Origin of the sequence: Aeromonas sp. ZOR0001 (assembly GCF_000801015.1) — a bacterium.
Lineage (GTDB): Bacteria > Pseudomonadota > Gammaproteobacteria > Enterobacterales > Aeromonadaceae > Aeromonas > Aeromonas veronii.
The window spans coordinates 1-22,166 of sequence record NZ_JRJY01000053.1 but is presented as its reverse complement, the minus strand read 5'-3'; the positions used below and the strand labels follow the sequence as shown (position 1 = coordinate 22,166).

Genomic DNA, 22,166 nt, shown 5'->3' with positions numbered 1-22,166 from the left:
AAATTCTACTTATGAGCACCTCAGTTTTTCGGGGGGATTACCATTGGGCTTTAGAGGATGCGTAGGAGTTGGCTTACAACATGGGAGGATGGTGGAAGAGCAGGCCGTTACAGCATGTTGGAGACGGCTTGAAATTGGTTCCAATGGCAGTACGCACGAAAGTGGCGTAAACAAGACACCGATTTTAGGTCGGTGTCAGGTGATAACTAGATCTGTACATATAAACTTACTCACGTTACTTGGCGCTCTACTGAAAAGCATAAAAAGACAGCCTGCATGTTACAGGCTGTCCTTTAATCAGTATTGGTAAAGAAGCTCGGTTAAATTGCTACAGGTGCCTTAATATGAGGATGTGGGTCATACCCAACGATCTCAAAATCCTCAAACTTATAGTCGTATATTGAATCTGGTTTACGCAGAATCTTCAGCTCCGGCAACTTTCTAGGCTCACGAGATAGCTGTTCTTGAATCTGCTCAAAATGATTCGAGTAAGCATGAACATCACCGAAAGAGATAATTATTTCATGTGGTGTAAGATCACACTGCTGTGCCAGCATATGTGTTAATAAAGCGAGGCTGCTTTGGTTATAGGCATAGCCCAAAAATATGTCGCTGCTGCGTAAAAACAATTGCGCTGATAATTTTCCATCTGCCACATAGAATTGATATAGCAGGTGGCAAGGAGGTAAAGCCATTTTACCATTACGCACGTTATCTTGCGGGCTTACTGACTCGTCAGGCAGATACTCAACATTCCAGCCATGGAATAGGATTCGCCTGCTATTTGGATTGTTTTTGAGGGCATTAACAACATAATCGATTTGGTTAATTGCACCACCATCTTTAGTCGGCCAAGCAGTCCACTGATTTCCATAAATTGGCCCCAGATCACCTGTTTCCGTTGCCCATTCATCCCAAATTTTTACGCCATTCTCATTTAGCCAATGAGTATTGGTGTCGCCACTTAAGAACCAAATTAACTCATTGGCAATACTCTTAAAATGGAGCTTTTTGGTTGTCAGTAGAGGGAAACCATCAGCGAGGTTATGTCGAATTTGACGCCCAAATACCGATTTTACACCGGTGCCAGTCCGGTCACCTTTAACCGTACCGCTATCCATAATATCTTGCAAAAGCTCCAAGTATGCTTTCATTTTTCATTCACCATATTTAATAAGTCTGTAATTCTTGCAATTTCAGCATTGGCTTTTTCTAGCTCAACTTGCAACTTATCAGCTTGAACCATATAGAAATCCCTTGATTTCGACATGGTAACAAACTGAACAGTCATAGACTCATATAACGACTTAAAATCGTTAGATTTACCATACCAATACTGAATTTCTTTTAAACACTTGCTAATATTTTCCTTGAGTTCAACCGTTGGGTCAACCTCTATGACATTGTTTCTTTTTTCCTCAAGCTCAGCCTTCCTGGCAGCTTTGATTGCAGCCACTCGCTCTAGAGGCCAGACTCGATTACGGATGGTGTTTCTGTGAACTGATGCAAGGTTTGCAAGGGATGATATTGAACACTTTATAGAGCGATCGTTCTGCATCTTGATTAACGCTTCATTGATGCTCTCAGTTACATCATTAAACTCTTTAGTATTCCTCTCATCATAGGCGGTCATTTAAACACCCCGAGATATTCCAGAACACCTTTAGCTTCATTAGCTGCTTCCACAGCCTGGCGATAATTCGTCTCTGATTCACCAAGACTCACTACTTTCATATTCTGCTCATAAACCTCACGCCACTTGGGGATATGTGCTTTTGTAATCACAGCTTGATGACAGCGATTAGGGTTACAGCGCAGGCTACCAATGCATGGGAGGCTTTGATCAAACTCTTCTACACGACCGCCATAGCACATACCAGTGCCTACATTGATAACTGCCATTCCCTGTTGGGCCATCGCCTCAAAGACCTCATCATTTGAATAGCCAGCAGCTTGATAGCCTTCAAAAAGCTTCCTTAGTCGTTTCTTATGAGCATCTGCATTCACACCCGCATATGTACCATTAGGGTCATACATTTCTTTTACGAGATGCACTTCTGCCTGGTGCCGAAGGTTGTTTTTTTCTGCTTTAATACCAGATAACATATCTCCGATATCACCATAACACATTGTGTCACTAGAAAAGCCCTTATTAGAGGCGGCACCGACTGACTGAACAAGATTACCGAAATGCTTTAGTTGATGCGAAATGAATGGGAGACCTAGTTCTACTTTATACATTTGATATGCCAAAGTGTGGCGCATCATATATGGGAAGAAATCAATTGATTTTAACTCATCGTCAGTGAGTATTTCAGAAAAATAACTTTTAATTACTGTGCACACACCCTTCTTTAGTGTTTTTGGTTCCTGACTAAATTTAAGTGTTTCACTTTTACTATAAACAAACGGATTATTTCGAATTCTAGTCAGTACAGCTAAAGCTGCCATTGCATCTTCTACAGCAGGGATTGCAACCCAAAGGTCATCAAACAGCCTTCGTGAAGTTGAACGATGTTTATGAACGGTAGAACAAATACATGGAATATCAAAGGAACTTGTAAGCGGTTTATCTACACGAATCTCTACGAATTCACTTGGACGCATACCAGTGAACTGAGCAATAATGTAAATTGCTGCATCATGTACAAGCTTAGTGTAATTAAATATGTCTTCTGTGCCCTGCTCTGGGCGCTGAAGATTTGCGGCCCTGACATCACCAACCAGCTCTGTATTGAGCTTGCTTCTAACAAGCGCTATGTCTGGATTTTTTTTGTAAAGACGCACACCAATATAATACTCAATATCTGAATCACTTATATCAATTACTGATGGTGGCAAGTCATTTCTAAATAACTCAAGTTTGCTTTCAGCAATTTTATCTTTTATTGGCAACCCCATCTTATGGAGAAAGTCGCTGATCAAGCAGCTTGATATAGTCACAACTCTATCAAAGATTTCGTCAGGAATTACCTTTTCCCTATCATCTTCTTTTTTCTCAATTTGTGTAATAGATAGATGTTCGATTTTAGGTAAGAATGGAATGTGAGAGTAAAGAGCATTTACAATTCGATCATGTGAAAACCACTCAAAAACTTGTTCAATGTGGTAGACTGTTGACTCTGCTTTTTGATAGCCAACACTGAACATTTTATAGTCTTGATAGGTAATATCAATTAAAGAGCAGAATTTCTCTCTACAGAATGCACTGCCGTATTCTTCGCCTGCCTTATTATAAAAGTGATCCATAAAATCTAACCATGACTTTACCATTGGTGTTATCGATTGCATGGAGAGTGTTCGCCCACTTTTACCGCGTCTATTTTGAGATCGTTTAGGGATAATTCTAATATATACTATAGCAATTTTGAGCTCTGCCACTATGGATTTAGGGATGTTATTATATGCTGAAAAGTCAATTATTAGCCTACTCCCCCCCATTGTTTTGGCAATTTCAACATCTGCTGTGTAGTCCCAAACATCATCTCTGAATATGGATTTTGAGGTTACAGGAAACGCCAGTAAATTGAGAATATTTATATCATCATTTTTACTAACTTCATTTTTATTGCCTGTGTATATTTGAGCAAGTAGTTGCTGCAAGTTACTTTTGAAAAAAACATTATCAACATGCTCAATATTCATAGAGATACACCATCGATCAAGATCGTAGATTCAATATTCAATGATAGCCGTTTAGCAACCTCTAATTCTTTAGCTGGAAATTCAGACCGCTCTCCTAATATAGATTCAAGTATATCTATATTATCCTGAATGACTCTTCCATGAGGCGTCAGCATCAACCTTGTATTACGAGCAACCTGAGTATAATCTCGATATAATGCGAACAAATCAGGAAGATGAGATCTTGTAATAATTACATTATTACAAGATAGGCACTTATTGAAGTTTGCACAAGCGCTTCCACTCTTGTAGCTATTTAGGGACTTAATGGAATCAGGTGGGTCAAAGATATTCTTGCACCCACCTAATGGGGTTTTGTAAATCACTTCTTGTAAATTTTTTACGCTAACATCATCACCATTAGGTCTGTTTTTTAATTCGTAGCTGTTTTCATATATTTTGGTAAGTGCCGCATAAATTTTACTCCGAGACTGCTTATTAAAATCCATTCTGTCTAAATAAGCGAGAGTAACACCAATATTAGCATGACCCATAATCATTTGTATTTCACGAAGGGGCACACCATTATCAATCAGCTCAGAAATAAATGAGGAACGAAAGCGAGTAGCGATGACCTCTACCTCCTCTCCATTTTCATTTATCAAATCATTGGAAAAATCCTTTAAACAATTCCACATTTGCCCCATTGTTGGAACTATAGGTGCATGCCACTCAGCATTATTGAATTTATTTCTAGCTGTACTGTTACAAATAAAAAGTTTGTTCTTAACGTCATCACCAGCATTAACTCTAACGTGTTTAGTTATTGCTATAATTGTCTCAAAAATATCTTTTACAACTTTAGCTTGCCCCATGGACAACCAAGTGATGTCACAATTGAATATATCAAGGTGATATTCTTTCGCTCCCGTACTACGTTCTTTCCAATATCTAAGACACGGACGGTTTGTTGCATCGTGTGAAACCACAAAATCATCAATTTCGAGGTCTATAATTGATGATGGGTTCATCCCTGTGACTTGGATCAGCTTAAGATAGAGAGGGATAAGCGCCTTCGCAGTTACTATACGCCCAGGCACATTCCATATATCCCATAATTCACTAATGTTCCCATTAAAAATCTTACGCATTTTTAGGCTGGTAAGAGCTCGTTTAAAAATGCTTCTTGGATCATCACTATGAGCATCTTTATATCCATCAAAATAAAATGGTATTGAGTCACACTCATGATCGAACCAACTTTTTAATGATTCTAAAGTAATATTATCACTGACAATAATACTCCTTTTTCCGCTAGCATTGATAAAATCATGACACTTAACTGATTTCACATATGGTGTAAGCCAAGAGTTTTTTAACTCTACAATCTGTCTATCCAATTTCACTTGGATTAAATTACGTTCTTCTGGAGTATATGGCGTATAAGCCGTTGCTTTATTTGAAAATGAGCCAACATCAAAGCCAGATGCATATATGAAAGACCGCCCTTTAAACTCTTCAAAGGCTACGAGCCGCTGCAAAGTCAAGTTTAAACAGCTGATGTATGTGTTTGCTTGTGAAGGAGATAGCGTCTTTCCAAGTAAAATATCCTCAATATACGATTTGTAACGTAAGGATATATAATCATTGACGCATTCAGCCAGTGATGATGTATGATTTATATTATTCGCTTCCAGATACTTAACAAAGCTAGAATAAGTTGCCAAATAATTTTGTATGGAGGACTTAGCCTTTACTCGTTTAGAAGCCAAAGCAAAAAGAGCCATCAGCGGGCTAGTGTTCTCCATGTGATTTAACGAATCAATACTATCTGTAAACCCTTCATACTTTCTAGCAACATTGAAAATAGCCCAAGCACTTTCACCCTCAACAAACTTTTTCCTTTGCTTGGCTTTATCTGTATATGATACGAATGATTTTTCATCGAAATGACCATGTGAAACGATCAATTTATACAACCATTTAAAAAATTCGGCATACTCTTCGCGAACTACATTATCTTCTCCAAGATTATGTATTGAAGTTGAAAAGCCACTAATGCCTAACGTTTTACAAATTGGCAATGATTCAAACGCACGAACTGATATCCGTCCATTCACCAGTGGTATCTCAGCCAGCACATCTTTATGTTTTCTTATGTATAGTTTTGCTCGCTCCAACAATCTAATTTTGTTGCAAGTAATGCCATCATAGTTTGGCCTTATAACACCAGCATTGACAAATGCCTCATATACTTGCGTGAAATGGCGATTTTCATGCATTTGTTTTATAGTGCTAACTTCAACACTGGTCAATTTTGATAAAAACTCACATGACAGACTTACAACACCATCTTTTTTATTTACAAAAGGGATGTTCAATAAAAACTCGGGATCGAAAATTGCCATGATGATGGTAAGCTGCAATTTCCCCAAGTGCTTGTTGCAGTTCATGGCTTTTGCCAAAGCGGTCTCAGCTAAGCAACTCATTTTTTATCTACCAATTTGATACGAGTTTTTGTCGAATCTACAAGTAATTGCATTTTTTCAATGCGAGATTGTATCTCCCCATCCTTGTTAACAATTGAGTCATAAATATCATGTGGGATATTGGTATAACGCTCTGTGGTTTTAATAGATGTATGACCTAGAGATTTCTGGACGAATACAAGCCGATCTAAGAAGTCATGACCACGACCAGTATCTTGTAGCGTCAGATAGGCAAAGCTATGACGGAAAAGATGCGCATGGGCCTTTTTGGATAATGTTCCATTTTTTTCTGCACGTTTAGATATGCGAGTAATGAGAGCGGCGATGGACGCCTTAGTAAATGGGCGACCTTCCGTGTTAAAGAAAATTGGAGCAGTATTTTGATCTGCGTATAGACGCTGGTATCGCTTGTATAATGGGCTTGAGTGATAGGCTTTCAGGCGATCAAGTGTTGGTTTGGTGATGACTGTGTGACGCTCCTTAACAGAGTCCTGCCGACCCTTCGAGCCATGTATGAGTAATGCTGCATAGCCTGCTTCTACAGCAGGTTTGTCAATGCCGTCAGTGATGTAAGAGCCACTCACAAAGTTCTGGGCCTCTTGTACATCGCCATACGTCACGCGAGGGAGTTCACTGATCCGGACACCAGAATCCAGAAGGAATTGCAGGAGGGTGCGTTCACGCTCGTATGGCGTACAGAACATGAGGTTCTGTACATCACGTACAGATACGGCCTGGACTTGCTTGTTGTTGGGCTTGCTAGTGATGGGGTCACTGGGGAAGGGGTTGTTTTCTATAGGATTCTTATGACGCGTCTTGTCTGTGAAGTAGTCATAAAACGCCCTAATCGTCATCTCTCGATTGGTGACTGTCGATGCCTCCAATTTAAGATCATCAATTTGGTAACGAACCCAGCTTTCAAGTAATGAGAGATGAACATTGAGTAACTTTTCATCTAACGACCACCCATCACTCATGCGGTCATCAATGTACTCAAGAAAGTACCTCATGTTACGGGAGTACGTAACAACGGTTTGCTCGGAGATGCGGCGGTGATTGGCTTCGTGAGACAACCACTCACTTGGATACTCAACCACTTTGAACTGCTTATCCAAGAACAAAACGCCATCAGCCTTCTGACCAGCCTCAATCTCTATTGAGTCGATCTGAGAGCTAACTATCGGTTCATTCTTCTGTATGACCACATGCATGACTCTGCTCCTAACATCGCTAGGAGCAGTCTAGACCTGCATTGTGCAAACAGCAAATGTTGACAATAAAATGTCTTTGTATTGACTCTTTACTATGCTGCTAGTTCGTATTGTGCAGAATTTGCTGTGTTGTCTAAAAGAAATACATCACAGCTGCGCTGGTAGAGCTGGCAGGAGAGCTTGCCGTCCGCCACATAGAACTGGAAGAAGGCGTGGCAGGGAGCCAGCGCCATCTTGTCCAGTTCGCCCACGTTCCAGGCGGAGACGATGATGCGGCGCGAATCAGGGTTGTGCTTGATGTCATCCACCGCCTTCTGGATCTGGTCGATGACAGACCCGTCAGCGGCAGGCCAGGAGCGCCACTGCGCGCCGTAAACCGGCCCCAGATCGCCATTCTCGTCGGCCCATTCATCCCAGATGCTGACGCCGTTGTCCTTCAGATAGGCGGTATTGGTATCGCCATTGAGGAACCAGAGCAGCTCGTGAATGATGGAACGCAGGTGGCACTTCTTGGTGGTCACCAGCGGGAAACCTTCCGCCAGATTGAAGCGCATCTGATGGCCGAACAGGGAGACAGTTCCGGTGCCGGTACGGTCTGACTTGACGGTGCCCTCATCGAGGATTTTCTGCATCAGGTCGAGATAAGCTCGCATTATTTCGCCTCCTTCACGGCATTACCGAACAACTGTGGACGCTTGTAGGCGGCCCAAATCATCAGGGCACCGGCGATAATCATCGGGGTGGAGAGGATCTGGCCCATGCTGATCTCCTGGAAGTAGAGACCGAGCTGGCTGTCCGGCTGGCGCACAAACTCCACCAGGAAGCGGAACAGGCCGTAGAACAGCAGGAACATGCCGGAGATGGCGCCGCGCGGTGGGTTCTTGCGCCAGAACAGGTTGAGGATGATGAACAGCACCACCCCTTCCAGTGCGAACTGGTAAAGCTGGGAGGGATGACGCGGCTCGGGGCCGGCCTCCGGGAAGATGATGGCCCAGGGCACATCGGTGACCCGGCCCCACAGCTCGCCGTTGAGGAAGTTGCCGATCCGGCCAACGCCGAGACCGAACGGAATGAGCGGTGCCACAAAGTCGGCCACGGTGAAGAAGTGGCGCTTGGTCTTGTGGGCAAACCAGATCATCGCGGTGATCACCCCGATCAGACCACCGTGGAACGACATACCGCCGGTCCAGATCTTGAACAGATAGGTGGGATCCGCGAGGAAGAGATCGAAGTTGTAGAACAGCACGTAACCGACACGGCCACCGAGGATCACCCCGAGGAAACCGTAGAACAGTAGATCCGACACCTCGTTGCGGGTCCAGCCGCTGTTCGGTGCATCGGCGCGACGGCCAGCCAGCCACATGGCAAAAGCGAAACCGAACAGGTACATGAGACCATACCAGCGTACCGATAGTGGTCCCAAACTGAATGCTACGGGATCAATCTGCGAGAAAACCCAATATCCATCGTGCTGCATATGCGGCCCCAGTCAAAATAAAAGCCGCATTTTCCGATCATTCGTCAGCAGGGACAAGGCATGATTATCAATCACTCTGTTTCGATTTATGACCGGCTCGCAGCAAACCGCCCAAACCGTGCTCCTCCAGATAACGGGCAAACAGGCCGCGCAGTACGTGGGGGTTGTCATGTTTGAGGCCATCGGCCATCAGTTCGGTCAACTCGCTGAGGGTGGATTGACGCAGCACGTACTTGATCCGGGCGATGTTGTGGGTGTTCATACTGAAGCGGCGATAGCCCATGGCAAGCAGCAGCAATACACCGACCGGATCACCGGCCAGCTCGCCACACACCGACACCGGCTTCTGGTAACGGTGGGAAGCATCAACCAGCTGTTGCAGGGCGCGGATCACCGCAGGATGGAAGGCATCGTAGATGTTGGCAACCCGGGAATTGTTGCGATCTACCGCCAGCAGGTACTGGGTCAGGTCGTTACTGCCCACCGACCAGAAATCGATGAGCGGCGCCATCTCCGGCAAGATAAAGAGGGCTGAGGGCACCTCGATCATCACCCCAAGGCTGGGGTAGCGGATCACCGCATCGCGGCTTGCCGCCTCTTCCGACACCTCTCGCCACGCCTGATCCAGCAGACGACGGGAGGCCTTGATTTCGCTGACGCTGCTGATCATCGGCAGCATGATGGCCAGATTGTCCAGCCCTTCACTGGCCCGCAGCATCGCCTTGAGCTGCACCAGAAACAGTTCGGGGTGATCCAAGGTGATCCGGATCCCCCGCCAGCCAAGGAAGGGGTTTTCCTCGACGATGGGGAAATAGGGCAACGGCTTGTCGCCGCCCACATCCAGCGTCCGCATGCAGACCGGCCGGTTGCGGTAGGTCTCCAGAATGCCGCGATAACGGGCAGTCTGCTCCCACTCTGAGGGGAAGCTCTCCTGCAGCATAAAGGGGATCTCGGTGCGATAGAGCCCGACCCCGTCCGCCAGCTGGTTGAGGGAGATCTCGGTATCGGCGCTAAGACCGGCGTTGAGCAGCAGGGAGACCTTGGTGCCGTCGGCCGTCTCGGATGGCAGGTTATCGACGCTGCGCACCAGGGTATCGAGGGCCCGCTCTTCGCTCAGCAGCTGACGATACTCGGTCAGTATCACCTGATTGGGCTCGATGAAGAGATCGCCGCTGTAGCCATCGACCACCAGCATGCGACCACCGATGTCACCAAGGGGCAGATCGACCCCCATGATGGCGGCGACCCCCATGGCGCGGGCCAGAATGGCCGCGTGGGAGTTGGTTCCCCCCTTGAGCGAGACCACGCCGGTCAGATACTCGCGGGGCACTTCCGCCAGAATGGTAGCAGTCACCTCGTCGGCAACCAGCACCACCGGCTCGCCGATGGAGATATGTTCCGGTTCATTCTGCACCAGGCGACTGATGAGGCGCTGGGCGATATCCTTCACGTCGGTGGAGCGCTCCTGCAAGTAGGGATCTTTCATCCCCTTGAACTGCTCGATCAAGCGATCGCTGATCAGCTTGACCGCAGATACCGCAGTCCAGTGCTCCTTGCTCACCTTGTTGCGAATGGGCTTGATATAGCCGGGATCGTTCAGCAGATGGAGGTAGATATCGAAGATCGCCACCGAATCCTGGCTGTAGCTCTCGCGAAAACGCAGCGCCAGACTCTCCAGATCGTGACGAACCTCCTCCACGGCCAGCTCCAGCCGCGCCAGCTGGCTGGCATGGTCTTCATCCTTGCGCGGGGTAATGGACGAGAGCGCCTTGCGGGGCCGCCACACCCAGGCTTTGGCCATGGCGATACCGCTGGCACCGGCAATACCGCGCAGCGGCTTGCTCCAGTCGGTCTTCTGCAACCACCCCTTGGCCTGCGCCTGGGCGATCCGCGCCGCCAGCTGGGCCGCCAGGGTGACCATGAAGGATTCTTCCCCCTCATCGAAGCGGCGGCTCTCCTTCTGCTGCACCACCAGAATGCCGACCACCTGACGCTGATGCATGATGGGGGCGCCGAGGAAGGAGCGGAACGCCTCTTCGGCCACATCGGGCAGGAATTTGAAACTGGGATGCGCGGGGGCATCAGCCAGGTTGATCAGCTCTTCCCGCTGACCCACCAGACCGACGATGCCCTGCTCGTAGGGCAGGGTCACCTTGCCGACTGCGGACGGGGCCAAGCCGTCGGTAGCCGCCAAGCGATAGCGGCGCACCTCGGGTTCCGAGACATAGACGGAGCAGCAGTCCACTGCCATGGCGTGCCGGGTCTGGCTCACCAATGCTTGCAAGGCCTGCTCGAGGGTATTGGCCTCGGCCATGCTCTCGACGATACGTCTCAGTTCCGTTAACAACTAATCTGTGCTCCTTAACGGGCGCGATTGCGTCGCCCATCCTTCTTGTTGACCTGCACTGCCGGCACTGGCATCGCCAGCGGGGCAAACTCTTTCATGACCCGGCGATAAACCTCCCGCTTGAACGAGACGACCTGCCGCACCGGGTACCAAAAGCTGACCCAACGCCAGTCGTCAAATTCGGGATGGCCATGACAGCCGAACTGGATCCGCGACTCCTTGCCCGAATTCAGCTGTAACAGGAACCATTTTTGTTTTTGGCCAATACAGACCGGTGAACTGTCCCAGCGGACAAGACGTTTGGGTAAACGGTACTTTAGCCAGTTACGACTGGTGGCCATGATGGTCACATCTTCGGGCTTGAGGCCAATCTCCTCATACAGCTCTCGATACATGGCCTGCTCTGGCGTTTCACCATCATCAACCCCCCCCTGCGGAAACTGCCAGGAGTGCTGCCCATAGCGTTTAGCCCACAACACTTGTCCTTCACGGTTACAGATCACGATACCGACATTGGGACGAAATCCGTCGCCATCAATCACGTGATCACCTTATAAAGGCTGAATCTATAAGGAGATTGTTCCACATTCACTCCGTGGCAGCAAACAAGGAGTGAATCCCCTGTTTCATGAATAACTTTCGATTTCAAACATACTTATAAACAAATCCCAGGATCCGCGCCCCCAAGTTGCCCACCCAGGCTGTGCATAAAGCTGTTAGCAAACGGGTATATACAGTACTTTTTAACTGTACGCGAAAAGTGCCTCTCCGTATCACCACGCGACATTAAATATAAAAAATCATTACTTTTTATAAGCTTGAGACAAAACAACTGGATCTAGATCCATATTCACCCAAGAGTCAGATCCATGATCCGGATTGTGAACAAGTTCAACTGCTCAAAGATCCACCGCGGCGAAATTATCCACAGGAGTGGCACAATATCTACCCCGTTTACCCTGTAAAAATGGGGTGGCATTCACAATTTTTTGTAACATATCAGCGACTCCAACCACTTTCATCCACTTATCCAAGATTTCTGTGGATAACTGTGTGTAACATCATGCACAAACCCTTGGACAACTATTTCGAGGTCAAACCAGACCTGGATTACTGCTCGATAAAACAGACAAAACCCTTTAAAATCATAATGATGAACTGATAGCCCCCAAATTCTCTGCATTTGATCTTATCCACTCAGGATCGGTTATAAAAACAGCGATCCTTCTCGGGATCCTCCCTGTTAGAATATGGCGAGCAAGATGGAGCCAAACATGCCAAGTAATCCCCAATCCGAGCAGGAGTTATTGAGCCGCGCCTATGCCATGGCCGGCTTCACGCTGGCACAGCTGGCCGCCGAGGCTGGCATCGCGGTGCCCAAAGACCTGCGCCGTGACAAGGGGTGGGTCGGTCAGTTGATCGAGCTGCAACTGGGGGCCAGCGCCGGGAGCAAGCCGGAGCAGGACTTCCCGGAGCTGGGGATCGAACTCAAGACGATCCCCGTGGATCCTCAAGGCAAACCGCTGGAGACCACCTTCGTCTGCGTCGCCCCGCTGATCGGCGTCAGCGGCCAGCGCTGGGAAGAGTCCAACGTGCGTAACAAGCTCTCCCGAGTGCTCTGGATCCCGGTGGAAGGCAGTCGGGAGATCCCGGTTGGCGAGCGGCGGGTCGGCATGCCGCTGATGTGGAGCCCGAATGAAGAGGAAGATCGGCTACTGCGTCAGGACTGGGAGGAGCTGATGGACATGATAGTGCTGGGAGCAGTGGAGCAGATCAGCGCCCGCCACGGCCAAGTGATGCAACTGCGACCCAAGGCGGCCAACAACAAGGCGCTGACTCGCGCCATCGGCCGCGATGGTCAACCCATCATGACCCTGCCCCGCGGCTTCTATCTCAAGATCGACTTCACCCACAGTTTGCTGCAACGCTATTTTGCCTTGCCGACTTGATCTGCCTTATCAACATCTTTGTCATATGGTGGTATAAAAATAGACAGGAGCCATTTTTAACTCACAGACAAGGAGGCGTCATGCCACTGATCAAACAGTTTTTGAAGTCCAAGCCCGAGGTCAAGGTGACCTTTGCCGTAGAGAAAGAGGCGGCTGCAGGGGCGGAACAGGTGATGCTGATCGGCGAGTTCACCCAGTGGCAACCGGTCGAGCTGAAACGCATGAAGAGCGGCGAGTTCAAAGCCACCCTCAATCTGCCGACCGACGGCCCGGGCTACTTTGAATATTGCTACCAGCTCATCACACCGGCAGGGGAAACCCTCTACGAGAATGACTGGGCAGCGGATGACTATGTGCCAGGCCCCTTCGGGCGCGACAACTCGGTAGTTCGGGTCATCCAGTAACGGCAACCAGAGAGCCAATAGACGGATACAAAAAAGGCTCGCCATTGGCGAGCCTTTTCACTACCTGTCGAGCTATTTGCCGACATACCGACACCAATTCGAATCGAATTAGTTGAGCTTCTCTTTGATACGAGCAGCTTTGCCGGACAGGTTGCGCAGGTAGTACAGTTTAGCGCGGCGAACATCACCACGACGCTTCAGTTCTACACTGTGGATCAGCGGAGAGTGAGTCTGGAATACACGCTCAACACCTTCGCCGTTGGAGATCTTGCGAACGGTGAAAGCAGAGTGCAGACCGCGGTTACGCTTGGCAATAACGATGCCTTCGAAAGCCTGCAGACGCTCTTTACCACCTTCTTTAACACGAACTTGAACACGTACAGTGTCGCCCTGGGCAAAAGCCGGGATGTCGGTACGCAGTTGCTCTTGTTCAAGCTGCTGAATAATCTTGCTCATTGTCTTTCCTTACCTAGGATAAACTGAAAACTCTACTTAACGCTGTCACGCACTTCGCGGACATACTCGGCAAGAAGTGATTCTTGCTCGTCAGTCAGAGCTAGGTTGTTAATAAGTTCCGGCCTTCTTTGCCAGGTTCGTCCGAGCGACTGCTTGAGACGCCAGCGTCGAATCACTTCGTGATTGCCGCTTGTCAGCGCCTCGGGCACCGCCAATCCATCCAACACCTCCGGCCGAGTATAGTGGGGATGATCCAGCAAGCCATCCGTAAAGGAGTCTTGCTCGGCACTGGCCTGATCGCCCAAAACCCCAGGGACCAGACGCGAAACCGCATCGATCAGGGTCATGGCAGGCAACTCGCCACCACTTAACACGTAATCCCCGATAGACCACTCTTCGTCGACTTCGGTTTGTATCACGCGTTCATCGATACCTTCGTATCGACCGGCTACCAGAATCAGTTTCTGATTCGTCGCCAACTCGGTTACGCCCGCTTGAGTCAGCTTGCGTCCCTGAGGAGAGAGATAGATGACTTTCGCCCCGTCTCCCGCTGCTTGCTTGGCTGCATGAATTGCGTCACGCAGCGGCTGAACCATCATTAACATGCCGGGCCCACCACCATAAGGACGATCATCGACCGTACGGTGTTTGTCGTGGGTAAACTCCCGGGGGTTCCAGCACTCAATCTGCAGCAGGCCACTCTTGACGGCCCGACCCGTTACCCCGTGCTCGGTAATGGCTCGGAACATTTCAGGGAAGAGGCTAATAACCCCAATCCACATAAGAAACCTCCGGCACCCGTGTTAGCGCGGGAAACTAGAAACCAGGATCCCAATCAACTTCGATTGTTCGAGCAGTCAGATCAATATTCTTGATCACCTGCTCTTCCAGGAACGGAATCAACCGCTCCTTTGCACCAAAGGCATCTTTTACATTGGCCTCAACCACCAACACATCGTTGGAGCCGGTTTCCATCAATTCGGTCACCTTGCCCAGGTCGTATCCCTTGGTGGTCACCACGGAGCAACCAATCAGGTCACGCCAGTAGAACTCGCCTTCAGGCAACGCAGGCAACAGATCGGCGGGTACGCCAATCTCGACATTGGTCAATGCCAGGGCATCTTCGCGCACATCGATACCATCGAGTTTGCAGATCAGACCCTTGTTGTGACGTTTCCAGGATGAAACCCGAATTTCACGCCACGCCCCGTTCTGATTAATCAGCCAGGGGTTGTAATCGAAAATCGCTTCGGCAACATCGGTGAAGGAGTTCACTTTAAGCCAGCCCTTGATGCCATAAACGGTACCCAGGGTGCCCAGAACTACAGGTTTTTCCACCTTAACTCCTTACCGTTGGGCTGATTAAGCAGCTTTTTTAGCGTCTTTGATCAGCTTGGCAACGCGGTCAGAAACAGCGGCACCAGTAGCAACCCAATGCTCGATACGAGCCAGGTCCAGGTTCAGCTTTTCAGCTTGACCAGCAGCAACCGGGTTGAAGAAACCAACGCGCTCGATGAAGCGACCGTCACGGGCGCAACGGCTGTCAGAAACTACTACCTGGTAGAACGGACGCTTTTTCGCGCCACCACGTTGTAAACGAATGGTTACCATATCGTCCTCATTAACATCTAATGAACAAGGCCCGCAAACACGCGGACCCTAGCTTAAAATAAGCCGCGTAATTCTACTTGGATTCGTAATAATTGCAACCAAGCCAGCCATTTTTTGCGCAGAGCGGCAATGAAAAGGGGCCTGCCACTGCAGACCCCCATCAACACGCAGGCCGGATCAGAACGGGCCGCGACCGCCACCGAAACCGGGGGGCATCATGTTCTTCATCTGGCTCATCATCTTGCGCATACCGCCCTTGCCGGACATTTTCTTCATCATGCGCTGCATCTCGGTGAACTGTTTGAGCAGCTTGTTCACATCCTGCACCTGCATGCCGGAACCTGCGGCGATACGGCGTTTGCGGGAACCCTTGATGAGATCGGGGTGGGCGCGCTCCTTCGGCGTCATGGAGCTGATGATGGCCTCCATCCGCACGGTGAGCTTGTCATCCATCTGATCTTTCACGTTATCCGGCAGACCGGACATGCCGGGCAGCTTGTCGAGCATCCCCATCATGCCGCCCATGTTGCGCATCTGGGCCAACTGCTCGCGGAAATCTTCCAGATCGAAACCCTTGCCGCTCTTGACCTTGCTGGCCAGCTTAGCCGCTTTCTCTTTATCGACGTTGCGCTCGACTTCCTCGATCAGCGACAGCACATCGCCCATACCGAGGATGCGGGAGGCGAGACGATCCGGGTGGAACGGCTCCAGCGCATCAGTCTTTTCACCCATACCGATAAACTTGACCGGCTTGCCGGTGATGTGGCGCACCGACAGTGCAGCACCACCACGGGCATCGCCGTCCGCCTTGGTAAGGATGACACCGGTGAGCGGCAGCGCTTCGTTGAACGCCTTGGCGGTGTTGGCGGCATCCTGACCTGTCATGGCATCCACCACGAACAGGGTCTCGACCGGCTTGATGGTGGCATGCAGATCCTGGATCTCGGCCATCATCTCGCTATCAACGTGCAGACGACCGGCGGTATCGACGATCACCACATCATAGAATTTCTTGCGCGCCTGATCGATGGCGGCGGTGGCGATATCGACCGGCTTCTGGCTGGCATCGCTCGGGAAGAAGTCGACACCGATGTCGCTGGCCAGGGTCTCCAGCTGCTTGATCGCCGCAGGGCGATAGACGTCGGCACTGACTACCAGCACCTTCTTCTTGCTGCGCTCTTTGAGCAGCTTGGCCAGTTTGCCAACCGTGGTTGTCTTACCGGCACCCTGCAGACCGGCCATCAGGATGATGGCGGGCGGCTGGGCAGCCAGGTTGAGCTGTTCGTTGGCCTCCCCCATTACGGTGACCAGTTCACCGTGCACAATCTTGATGAATGCCTGGCCCGGGCTCAGGGATTTGGCCACTTCCTGCCCGACCGCGCGCTCTTTGACACGCGCCACGAAATCACGCACTACCGGCAGGGCGACATCCGCCTCGAGCAGCGCCATGCGAACTTCGCGCAGGGTTTCCTTGATATTGTCTTCGGTCAGGCGACCACGGCCACTGACATTGCGCAAGGTGCGCGAGAGTCGTTCAGTCAAATTCTCAAACATGACGGATTCCGGTTCTTGGCGTAATAAATTGGGGGCATTATAACCCAGAGCGGGCGCGAGGACGATTATTCGCCGCACCGCAGCAGCAGGGACCTTCTCCCTATATATGGGCAGATCGGCTGTTGCACAACTGGCGAGCACTTCTCGTGCAAGGTATACTGCCCCTCTTACCCTCAAAAGCTTGTGCAACAACGACCTGGTTATGATCGTAATCTCTGTTCTGGCCCTGGCGTTTTATCTGCTGGCCATCATCGCCTCCCTGCATCTGTTACTGAGCGCCAAGCCGGTGGGACAGCGCTCCCTGTTTGCCTGTATCGGATTGGCCCTGATCGCCCACGCCAGCGCCCTCGGTTCAGAGGTATTGCAGAGTTACGGCCAGAACCTGAGCATGCTCAACGTTGCCTCGCTGGTCAGCCTCATCATCAGTTGCTTCATGACTTGCGTAACCCGCCGCTTCAACGGCTGGATCCTGCTGCCGGTGGTCTACAGCTTCTCGGCCCTGTTGCTGGCTGCCAGCGCCTTGATCCCGGGTCGCTACATAACCCATCTGGAGGCCCATCCCCAGCTGTTGCTGCACATCGGCCTCGCCCTGATGGCCTACTCGGTATTGATGATCGCCTGTCTGTTTGCGCTGCAGCTCGCCTGTCTGGACAAGCAGCTTAAATCGAGAAAAATCAGCAACCTGCCAGCCATGCCGCCACTGATGACAGTGGAAAAACGGCTGTTTCAGTTGATCTCTGCAGGGGTGTTGCTACTGACACTCTCCATCGCCTCCGGCCTCTTCTTCCTCGAAGATATGTTCGCCCAAGGCAAGTCTCACAAGGCCGTGCTCTCCATCCTGGCATGGTGTGTCTACGTTCTGCTGCTGTGGGGACATCACACCTATGGTTGGCGCGGCCGTAAAGTCATCACTCTCAGTCTGATCGGCAGCTTCATCCTGACTCTTGCCTATTTTGGCAGTCGCTTCGTCAAAGAAGTGCTGTTGAGCTGACACCTATACTCTTTTAGCCATACCATCCAACAGGAGCCCTTTTTGGACAGCATCTCAACGAGTACATTACTGATTGTTCTCGTTATCTTGATCCTTCTTTCCGCCTTTTTCTCCAGTGCCGAAACCGGCCTGATGTCCATCAACCGCTACAAACTTCGGCATCTGGCACAGACCAAACACAAAGCCGCACGTCGCGTCGAGCAACTGCTCGCCCGCCCCGATCGCCTGCTGGGACTGATCCTGATCGGCAACAATCTGGTCAATATCCTCGCCTCCGCCATCGCCACCATCGTCTGTATCCGGCTGTTTGGTGATCTCGGGGTCGCCATCGCCACCTTCGGCCTGACCCTGGTGGTACTGGTATTCGGTGAAGTGACCCCCAAGACCCTGGCCGCCATGTTTCCGGAGAAGATCGCCTATCCCGCCTCCTGGATCCTCAAGGGGCTGATGGTGCCGCTCTCGCCGCTGGTCTGGCTGATCAACGGCATCACCAGCGGCCTGCTCAAGATGCTGAAGATCAATCCCAACAAGGATGACTCCCTCAACACCGAGGAGCTGCGCACCATCGTCAATGAGGCGGGTAACCTGATCCCCCAGCGTCATCAGGAGATGCTGTTGAGCATTCTGGATCTCGACAAGATGCTGGTCGAGGACATCATGGTGCCGCGCAGCGATATCTACGCCATCGACATCAACGATGACTGGAAGAGCATCCAGCGCCAGCTGGCCCACTGCGCTCACACCAAGATCCTGCTCTATCGCGACAATATCGACGACGTTGTCGGATTTTTACACGCGCGCGATGCCCTGCGGCTGGTAGCCAGGGATCAGTTCAACAAATCGAGCCTGTTGCGGGAAGTGGACGAGATCTACTTCATTCCGGAAGGAACGCCGCTCAACGTGCAGCTGGCCAAATTCCAGCGCAACAAGGAGCGAATTGGCCTGATCGTCGACGAATACGGCGACATTCAGGGGCTAATCACTCTGGACGATATTCTGGAAGAGATCGTGGGCGACTTTACCACCTCCATGACGCCTGCGCCGAGCGACGAGATCCACCCCCAGTCAGATGGTTCTTATCTGGTCGAAGGCTCAGCCAATATTCGTGAGCTGAACAAGGAGATGAACTGGCACCTGCCCATCGACGGCCCGCGTACCCTCAACGGTCTGATCCTCGAATATCTGGAAGAGATCCCCCAGCCCAACATCGGGATCCGGCTGGCCGGTTATCCTATCGAGATCCTCGATGTAGAGAACAACATGGTGAAGATGGCGCGGATCATGCCGGCATCGTACCGAGCGGAGTCGGATTCACAAGATTGAAAAAGGGCTGCCAGTGGCAGCCCTTTTCTATTGCTCATCGTCACTGTTCATCTTCATCATCCGGCTCCAGCACCAGCGTCGGGATCAACTCGCCAAACACCCGTTGCAACTCGTCGCGGTTGGCCAGCAGGTCTTGCAGCGTATAGCTGTCCATCACCGCCAGAAACGCATCCATCGCCTCTTTCAGCGCACTCTTGAGCAGACAGACAGAGACGATGTGACAAGCGGGCGAGCCGCAGTCAATGCCGTCCAGATTGCCTTCCAACGCCCTGATTACCTGCCCGATATTGATGGTGGCGGGATCGCAAGCCATGCGAATACCGCCATTCTTGCCACGCTGGGATTGCAGATAGCCCAGCTTCACCAGCTGATTGACCACCTTCACCATGTGGTTGCGGGAAACGCCATACAGGGCCGATACCTTGGCAACGCTCGACAACTCCCCTTCCGGCAGGGTGGCAAGATAGAGCAGGGCTCTCAATCCAAAATCTGTATAACTGGTTAGTCTCATAAAACCTGATTAGCGCGATGCGAAAAGTGGAGTATTGATTCAAATCAAATAAACATCTAGGATGCCACTTATTAAATGGCATTTTATATGTTCAATTAGAACGAGGCCCCTATGCTAGATCAAACCACCGTTGCCGTCATCAAAAGCACCATTCCGCTGCTCGAATCGGCAGGCCCTGCCCTCACCCAGCACTTCTACCAGCGGATGTTCAGCCATAACCCGGAGCTGAAAGATATCTTCAACCTGGCCCACCAACGCAGTGGCGGCCAGCCGCTGGCCCTGTTCAATGCAGTCGCCGCGTATGCAAAGAATATCGACAATCTGGGGGCACTCGCCGGTGCGGTCGAGCGGATTGCGCACAAACATACCGGATTCCTGATCCAGCCGGAACAATATCACATTGTAGGTAGTCATCTCTTGGCCACGCTCAAAGAATTGGGCGGAAGTGCGGTCACCGACGAGGTGCTGGAGGCGTGGGGCAAGGCGTATGGCGTGCTGGCCGACATCTTCATCGGCCGCGAGCGAGAGATCTATCAGGAGAAGGCCAATCAGGATGGCGGCTGGCAAGGTACCCGCACCTTCATCATCAAGGAGAAGCGAGCCGAGAGCGACCTCATCACCTCCTTCCTGCTGGCGCCGGAAGATGGCAAGCCGGTACTGACCTTCAAACCGGGCCAATACCTCAGCATCAAGCTGGTTCACCCCGAGCTGGAATATCAGGAGATCCGCCAATACTCCCTCTCCGATGCCCCCAACGGGCAGGATTACCGCATCAGCGTCAAGCGTGAGCCGCAGGGTCAGGTCTCCAATCTGCTGCACGATCACCTGCAGGCGGGTGACAAGATCGAGGTGATGCCCCCTACCGGCGATTTCTACCTGAAAGCCGACAGTCAGACCCCGGTGGTACTGCTATCCGCCGGTGTCGGCGTGACGCCGATGATGAGCATGCTCAACCAGCTGCTGGCGAGCGGCCATCAGGCTGATATCACCTGGCTGCACGCCTGCGAACAGGGCGCTGTACACGCCTTCCGGGAGGATATTCAGCAAAAATCCGGCCAGCATCCCAACTTGCTGAGCCGGGTCTGGTATCGGGAGCCGGAGGCCAGCGATGTACAGGGTGAAGATTACGACCTAGCCGGCACCATGGATCTGACTGCCGTGAAGGAGCGCATCACGCCAGAGGCCCACTACTACTTCTGTGGCCCTGTCGGCTTCATGCAAGAGATCAGGCGGCAGCTGCTTGCGGCTGGAGTACCAACGGGGCAGCTCCATTACGAAGTTTTTGGCCCCCACCAAGATCTCTAAGGCGCGAGCAGCCATATAACAGAGGGAGGTTCCGGCCTGTCATGGCACGGCGGCTGGAACCGGACCCACAGGTGCAGATCTGTGGGTCATTTTTTTGGATCAGTGCATCGCCTTGGCGCGGGCCACCACGTTGGCCGGCATCCTGTTGCCAAGACGGTTGAGCAGACTCGCCGCCTTCTGGTGCAGCGCCTTGTCACCTATGACGGAGCCATGGAGCCAGCGATAGGCGTCCTCATAATCGAGCGGACTGCCCATCCCCTGCAGCAGCATTTCAACCCACTCGATGCGGGCCCGCAGAAAACCGAGGCTGGCCGCCTCGCGCATCAGAGTTTCGGCTCGCACCAAATCCTTCTGCACCAAAGTTCCTTTCCAGTAGTAGCGACCCAGTTGCTCCAGCGCCGGCGCCAACCCCTGATTTGCCGCCTCCCACATATATTGCACCCCGAGCTCGGCGTTGGACTTGGTACAGACCCCCCACGCCAGCATATCCCCCCAGAGGAATTGATAGGCCGGGATCTTCATCACCGAGGCGCGCGCTTCGATATCCTGAGTCAGCTGACAGCGATCCTGCTTCACCTGAGTGAGGTGGCGCCCTTGCTCAATCCAGTTGAGCAGCTCGTCCTGACGATAGAGCGGCACCGCCTGCAACTCGCCTGCGGCCAGAGGTGCGGGAGGCGCCACCACAGCAGCAGGCTCAGCCGGTTTTGGCAGCGGCGCGGCCCCCTCGCCACTGCTGGCAACGGGTGTGACCGGCTCGGCCGGAAGCAAGACGGGGACAGCCTCAGAGGGCGCTGGCGTAGCAGCAGAGACAGGCGCCGTTGCCACCGCAGCACTGCTTGCTGTCGGTGCCGATGCACTTGCTGCAGGCGCATCGCTCGATACGGCAGCCGATACCGCCCCGGCACCATAGAGGG

Annotated in this window: 20 protein-coding genes and 1 pseudogene; 5 read left to right on the top strand and 16 right to left on the bottom strand. The window is 51.2% G+C overall.

All coding sequences use genetic code 11. The features are described from left to right. Nucleotides 1-320: 320 nt before the first annotated feature. The 9 genes and pseudogenes from L972_RS07420 to rppH form a co-directional block, all read right to left on the bottom strand. Nucleotides 321-1,154, bottom strand: coding sequence for a thymidylate synthase (locus tag L972_RS07420; protein WP_047437128.1), 834 nt, complete (start codon nt 1,152-1,154; stop codon nt 321-323). Continuing rightward, nucleotides 1,151-1,633, bottom strand: a complete 483-nt coding sequence (locus L972_RS07415) for a hypothetical protein (protein WP_047437125.1) — start codon at nt 1,631-1,633, stop codon at nt 1,151-1,153. Before L972_RS07415 ends, L972_RS07420 begins: the two co-directional genes overlap by 4 nt. Continuing rightward, nucleotides 1,630-3,645 (bottom strand): site-specific integrase, encoded by a 2,016-nt coding sequence (locus L972_RS07410; protein WP_047437121.1) that lies wholly within the window; start codon nt 3,643-3,645, stop codon nt 1,630-1,632. Before L972_RS07410 ends, L972_RS07415 begins: the two co-directional genes overlap by 4 nt. After that, on the bottom strand, nt 3,642-6,077 hold the full coding sequence (locus tag L972_RS20670; RefSeq protein ID WP_197058092.1) for a site-specific integrase: 2,436 nt from the start codon (nt 6,075-6,077) through the stop codon (nt 3,642-3,644). The genes L972_RS07410 and L972_RS20670 overlap by 4 nt, the downstream gene beginning before the upstream one ends. A gap of 32 nt (nt 6,078-6,109) precedes the next feature. After that, complete coding sequence (locus L972_RS07405) at nt 6,110-7,324, bottom strand: tyrosine-type recombinase/integrase (protein ID WP_047437118.1); 1,215 nt, start codon at nt 7,322-7,324, stop codon at nt 6,110-6,112. Between the two features lie 101 nt (nt 7,325-7,425). Beyond that, a pseudogene (gene thyA / locus L972_RS07400) lies at nt 7,426-7,977 on the bottom strand (thymidylate synthase); the annotation flags it as partial. After that, nucleotides 7,977-8,801, bottom strand: a complete 825-nt coding sequence (gene lgt, locus L972_RS07395) for a prolipoprotein diacylglyceryl transferase (protein ID WP_031227775.1) — start codon at nt 8,799-8,801, stop codon at nt 7,977-7,979. The pseudogene thyA and the gene lgt, both read right to left, overlap by 1 nt. Nucleotides 8,802-8,868: 67 nt before the next feature. Beyond that, a complete protein-coding gene (ptsP, locus tag L972_RS07390) occupies nt 8,869-11,148 on the bottom strand; it encodes a phosphoenolpyruvate--protein phosphotransferase (protein ID WP_005340422.1) in 2,280 nt (759 codons plus the stop codon). 14 nt (nt 11,149-11,162) lie between these two features. Continuing rightward, complete coding sequence (gene rppH / locus L972_RS07385) at nt 11,163-11,690, bottom strand: RNA pyrophosphohydrolase (RefSeq protein WP_005340421.1); 528 nt, start codon at nt 11,688-11,690, stop codon at nt 11,163-11,165. A 732-nt stretch (nt 11,691-12,422) separates the two neighbouring features. On the opposite strand from rppH, the gene mutH reads away from it, so the two are divergent. Beyond that, entirely contained in the window at nt 12,423-13,097 is a 675-nt protein-coding gene (gene mutH, locus L972_RS07380; protein ID WP_047437115.1) for a DNA mismatch repair endonuclease MutH, read from the top strand. A gap of 80 nt (nt 13,098-13,177) precedes the next feature. Continuing rightward, nucleotides 13,178-13,501: an isoamylase early set domain-containing protein gene (locus L972_RS07375; RefSeq protein ID WP_005348910.1), complete on the top strand. Its 324-nt coding sequence runs from the start codon at nt 13,178-13,180 to the stop codon at nt 13,499-13,501. 108 nt (nt 13,502-13,609) lie between these two features. On the opposite strand, the gene rplS is transcribed toward L972_RS07375, so the two are convergent. From rplS to ffh, 5 genes are all read right to left on the bottom strand, one after another. Then, nucleotides 13,610-13,957 carry a 50S ribosomal protein L19 gene (gene rplS, locus L972_RS07370; protein ID WP_005313505.1) on the bottom strand — a complete coding sequence of 116 codons (348 nt, stop codon included), beginning with the start codon at nt 13,955-13,957 and terminating at the stop codon, nt 13,610-13,612. Between the two features lie 32 nt (nt 13,958-13,989). Beyond that, a complete protein-coding gene (gene trmD / locus L972_RS07365; RefSeq protein ID WP_005340400.1) occupies nt 13,990-14,739 on the bottom strand; it encodes a tRNA (guanosine(37)-N1)-methyltransferase TrmD in 750 nt (249 codons plus the stop codon). Between the two features lie 34 nt (nt 14,740-14,773). Further along, nucleotides 14,774-15,295, bottom strand: coding sequence for a ribosome maturation factor RimM (gene rimM, locus L972_RS07360; RefSeq protein ID WP_005340394.1), 522 nt, complete (start codon nt 15,293-15,295; stop codon nt 14,774-14,776). 24 nt (nt 15,296-15,319) lie between these two features. Continuing rightward, complete coding sequence (rpsP, locus tag L972_RS07355) at nt 15,320-15,568, bottom strand: 30S ribosomal protein S16 (RefSeq protein WP_005340392.1); 249 nt, start codon at nt 15,566-15,568, stop codon at nt 15,320-15,322. A 177-nt stretch (nt 15,569-15,745) separates the two neighbouring features. Continuing rightward, nucleotides 15,746-17,122, bottom strand: a complete 1,377-nt coding sequence (ffh, locus tag L972_RS07350; RefSeq protein ID WP_005340391.1) for a signal recognition particle protein — start codon at nt 17,120-17,122, stop codon at nt 15,746-15,748. A 202-nt stretch (nt 17,123-17,324) separates the two neighbouring features. Here ffh and L972_RS07345 point away from each other — a divergent pair, with 202 nt between their 5' ends. Both L972_RS07345 and L972_RS07340 read left to right on the top strand, forming a co-directional pair. Next, complete coding sequence (locus tag L972_RS07345) at nt 17,325-18,113, top strand: cytochrome C assembly family protein (protein WP_005340390.1); 789 nt, start codon at nt 17,325-17,327, stop codon at nt 18,111-18,113. 42 nt (nt 18,114-18,155) lie between these two features. Then, nucleotides 18,156-19,436, top strand: coding sequence for an HlyC/CorC family transporter (locus tag L972_RS07340; RefSeq protein WP_005348906.1), 1,281 nt, complete (start codon nt 18,156-18,158; stop codon nt 19,434-19,436). Nucleotides 19,437-19,476: 40 nt separating this feature from the next. Here L972_RS07340 and L972_RS07335 read toward each other — a convergent pair whose 3' ends face one another. Then, nucleotides 19,477-19,947, bottom strand: a complete 471-nt coding sequence (locus L972_RS07335) for an Rrf2 family transcriptional regulator (protein ID WP_005340388.1) — start codon at nt 19,945-19,947, stop codon at nt 19,477-19,479. Between the two features lie 111 nt (nt 19,948-20,058). Here L972_RS07335 and hmpA point away from each other — a divergent pair, with 111 nt between their 5' ends. Beyond that, on the top strand, nt 20,059-21,252 hold the full coding sequence (hmpA, locus tag L972_RS07330) for an NO-inducible flavohemoprotein (protein ID WP_047437106.1): 1,194 nt from the start codon (nt 20,059-20,061) through the stop codon (nt 21,250-21,252). A gap of 99 nt (nt 21,253-21,351) precedes the next feature. Here hmpA and L972_RS07325 read toward each other — a convergent pair whose 3' ends face one another. Continuing rightward, the gene (locus L972_RS07325) at nt 21,352-21,936 is read right to left on the bottom strand and encodes a tetratricopeptide repeat protein (RefSeq protein WP_026034955.1); all 585 of its coding nucleotides are present in this window, start codon (nt 21,934-21,936) and stop codon (nt 21,352-21,354) included. Between the last annotated feature and the right edge of the window lie 230 nt (nt 21,937-22,166).

What these genes read in the sequence shown, in the direction of transcription:
- L972_RS07410 (WP_047437121.1), bottom strand. Translation starts at nt 3,645, where the DNA reads ATGAATATTGAGCATGTTGATAATGTTTTTTTCAAAAGTAACTTGCAG.
- L972_RS07420 (WP_047437128.1), bottom strand. Translation starts at nt 1,154, where the DNA reads ATGAAAGCATACTTGGAGCTTTTGCAAGATATTATGGATAGCGGTACG.
- L972_RS07415 (WP_047437125.1), bottom strand. Translation starts at nt 1,633, where the DNA reads ATGACCGCCTATGATGAGAGGAATACTAAAGAGTTTAATGATGTAACT.
- lgt (WP_031227775.1), bottom strand. Translation starts at nt 8,801, where the DNA reads ATGCAGCACGATGGATATTGGGTTTTCTCGCAGATTGATCCCGTAGCA.
- L972_RS07405 (WP_047437118.1), bottom strand. Translation starts at nt 7,324, where the DNA reads ATGCATGTGGTCATACAGAAGAATGAACCGATAGTTAGCTCTCAGATC.
- L972_RS07375 (WP_005348910.1), top strand. Translation starts at nt 13,178, where the DNA reads ATGCCACTGATCAAACAGTTTTTGAAGTCCAAGCCCGAGGTCAAGGTG.
- rplS (WP_005313505.1), bottom strand. Translation starts at nt 13,957, where the DNA reads ATGAGCAAGATTATTCAGCAGCTTGAACAAGAGCAACTGCGTACCGAC.
- ffh (WP_005340391.1), bottom strand. Translation starts at nt 17,122, where the DNA reads ATGTTTGAGAATTTGACTGAACGACTCTCGCGCACCTTGCGCAATGTC.
- rpsP (WP_005340392.1), bottom strand. Translation starts at nt 15,568, where the DNA reads ATGGTAACCATTCGTTTACAACGTGGTGGCGCGAAAAAGCGTCCGTTC.
- L972_RS20670 (WP_197058092.1), bottom strand. Translation starts at nt 6,077, where the DNA reads ATGAACTGCAACAAGCACTTGGGGAAATTGCAGCTTACCATCATCATG.
- trmD (WP_005340400.1), bottom strand. Translation starts at nt 14,739, where the DNA reads ATGTGGATTGGGGTTATTAGCCTCTTCCCTGAAATGTTCCGAGCCATT.
- L972_RS07335 (WP_005340388.1), bottom strand. Translation starts at nt 19,947, where the DNA reads ATGAGACTAACCAGTTATACAGATTTTGGATTGAGAGCCCTGCTCTAT.
- mutH (WP_047437115.1), top strand. Translation starts at nt 12,423, where the DNA reads ATGCCAAGTAATCCCCAATCCGAGCAGGAGTTATTGAGCCGCGCCTAT.
- L972_RS07345 (WP_005340390.1), top strand. Translation starts at nt 17,325, where the DNA reads ATGATCGTAATCTCTGTTCTGGCCCTGGCGTTTTATCTGCTGGCCATC.
- hmpA (WP_047437106.1), top strand. Translation starts at nt 20,059, where the DNA reads ATGCTAGATCAAACCACCGTTGCCGTCATCAAAAGCACCATTCCGCTG.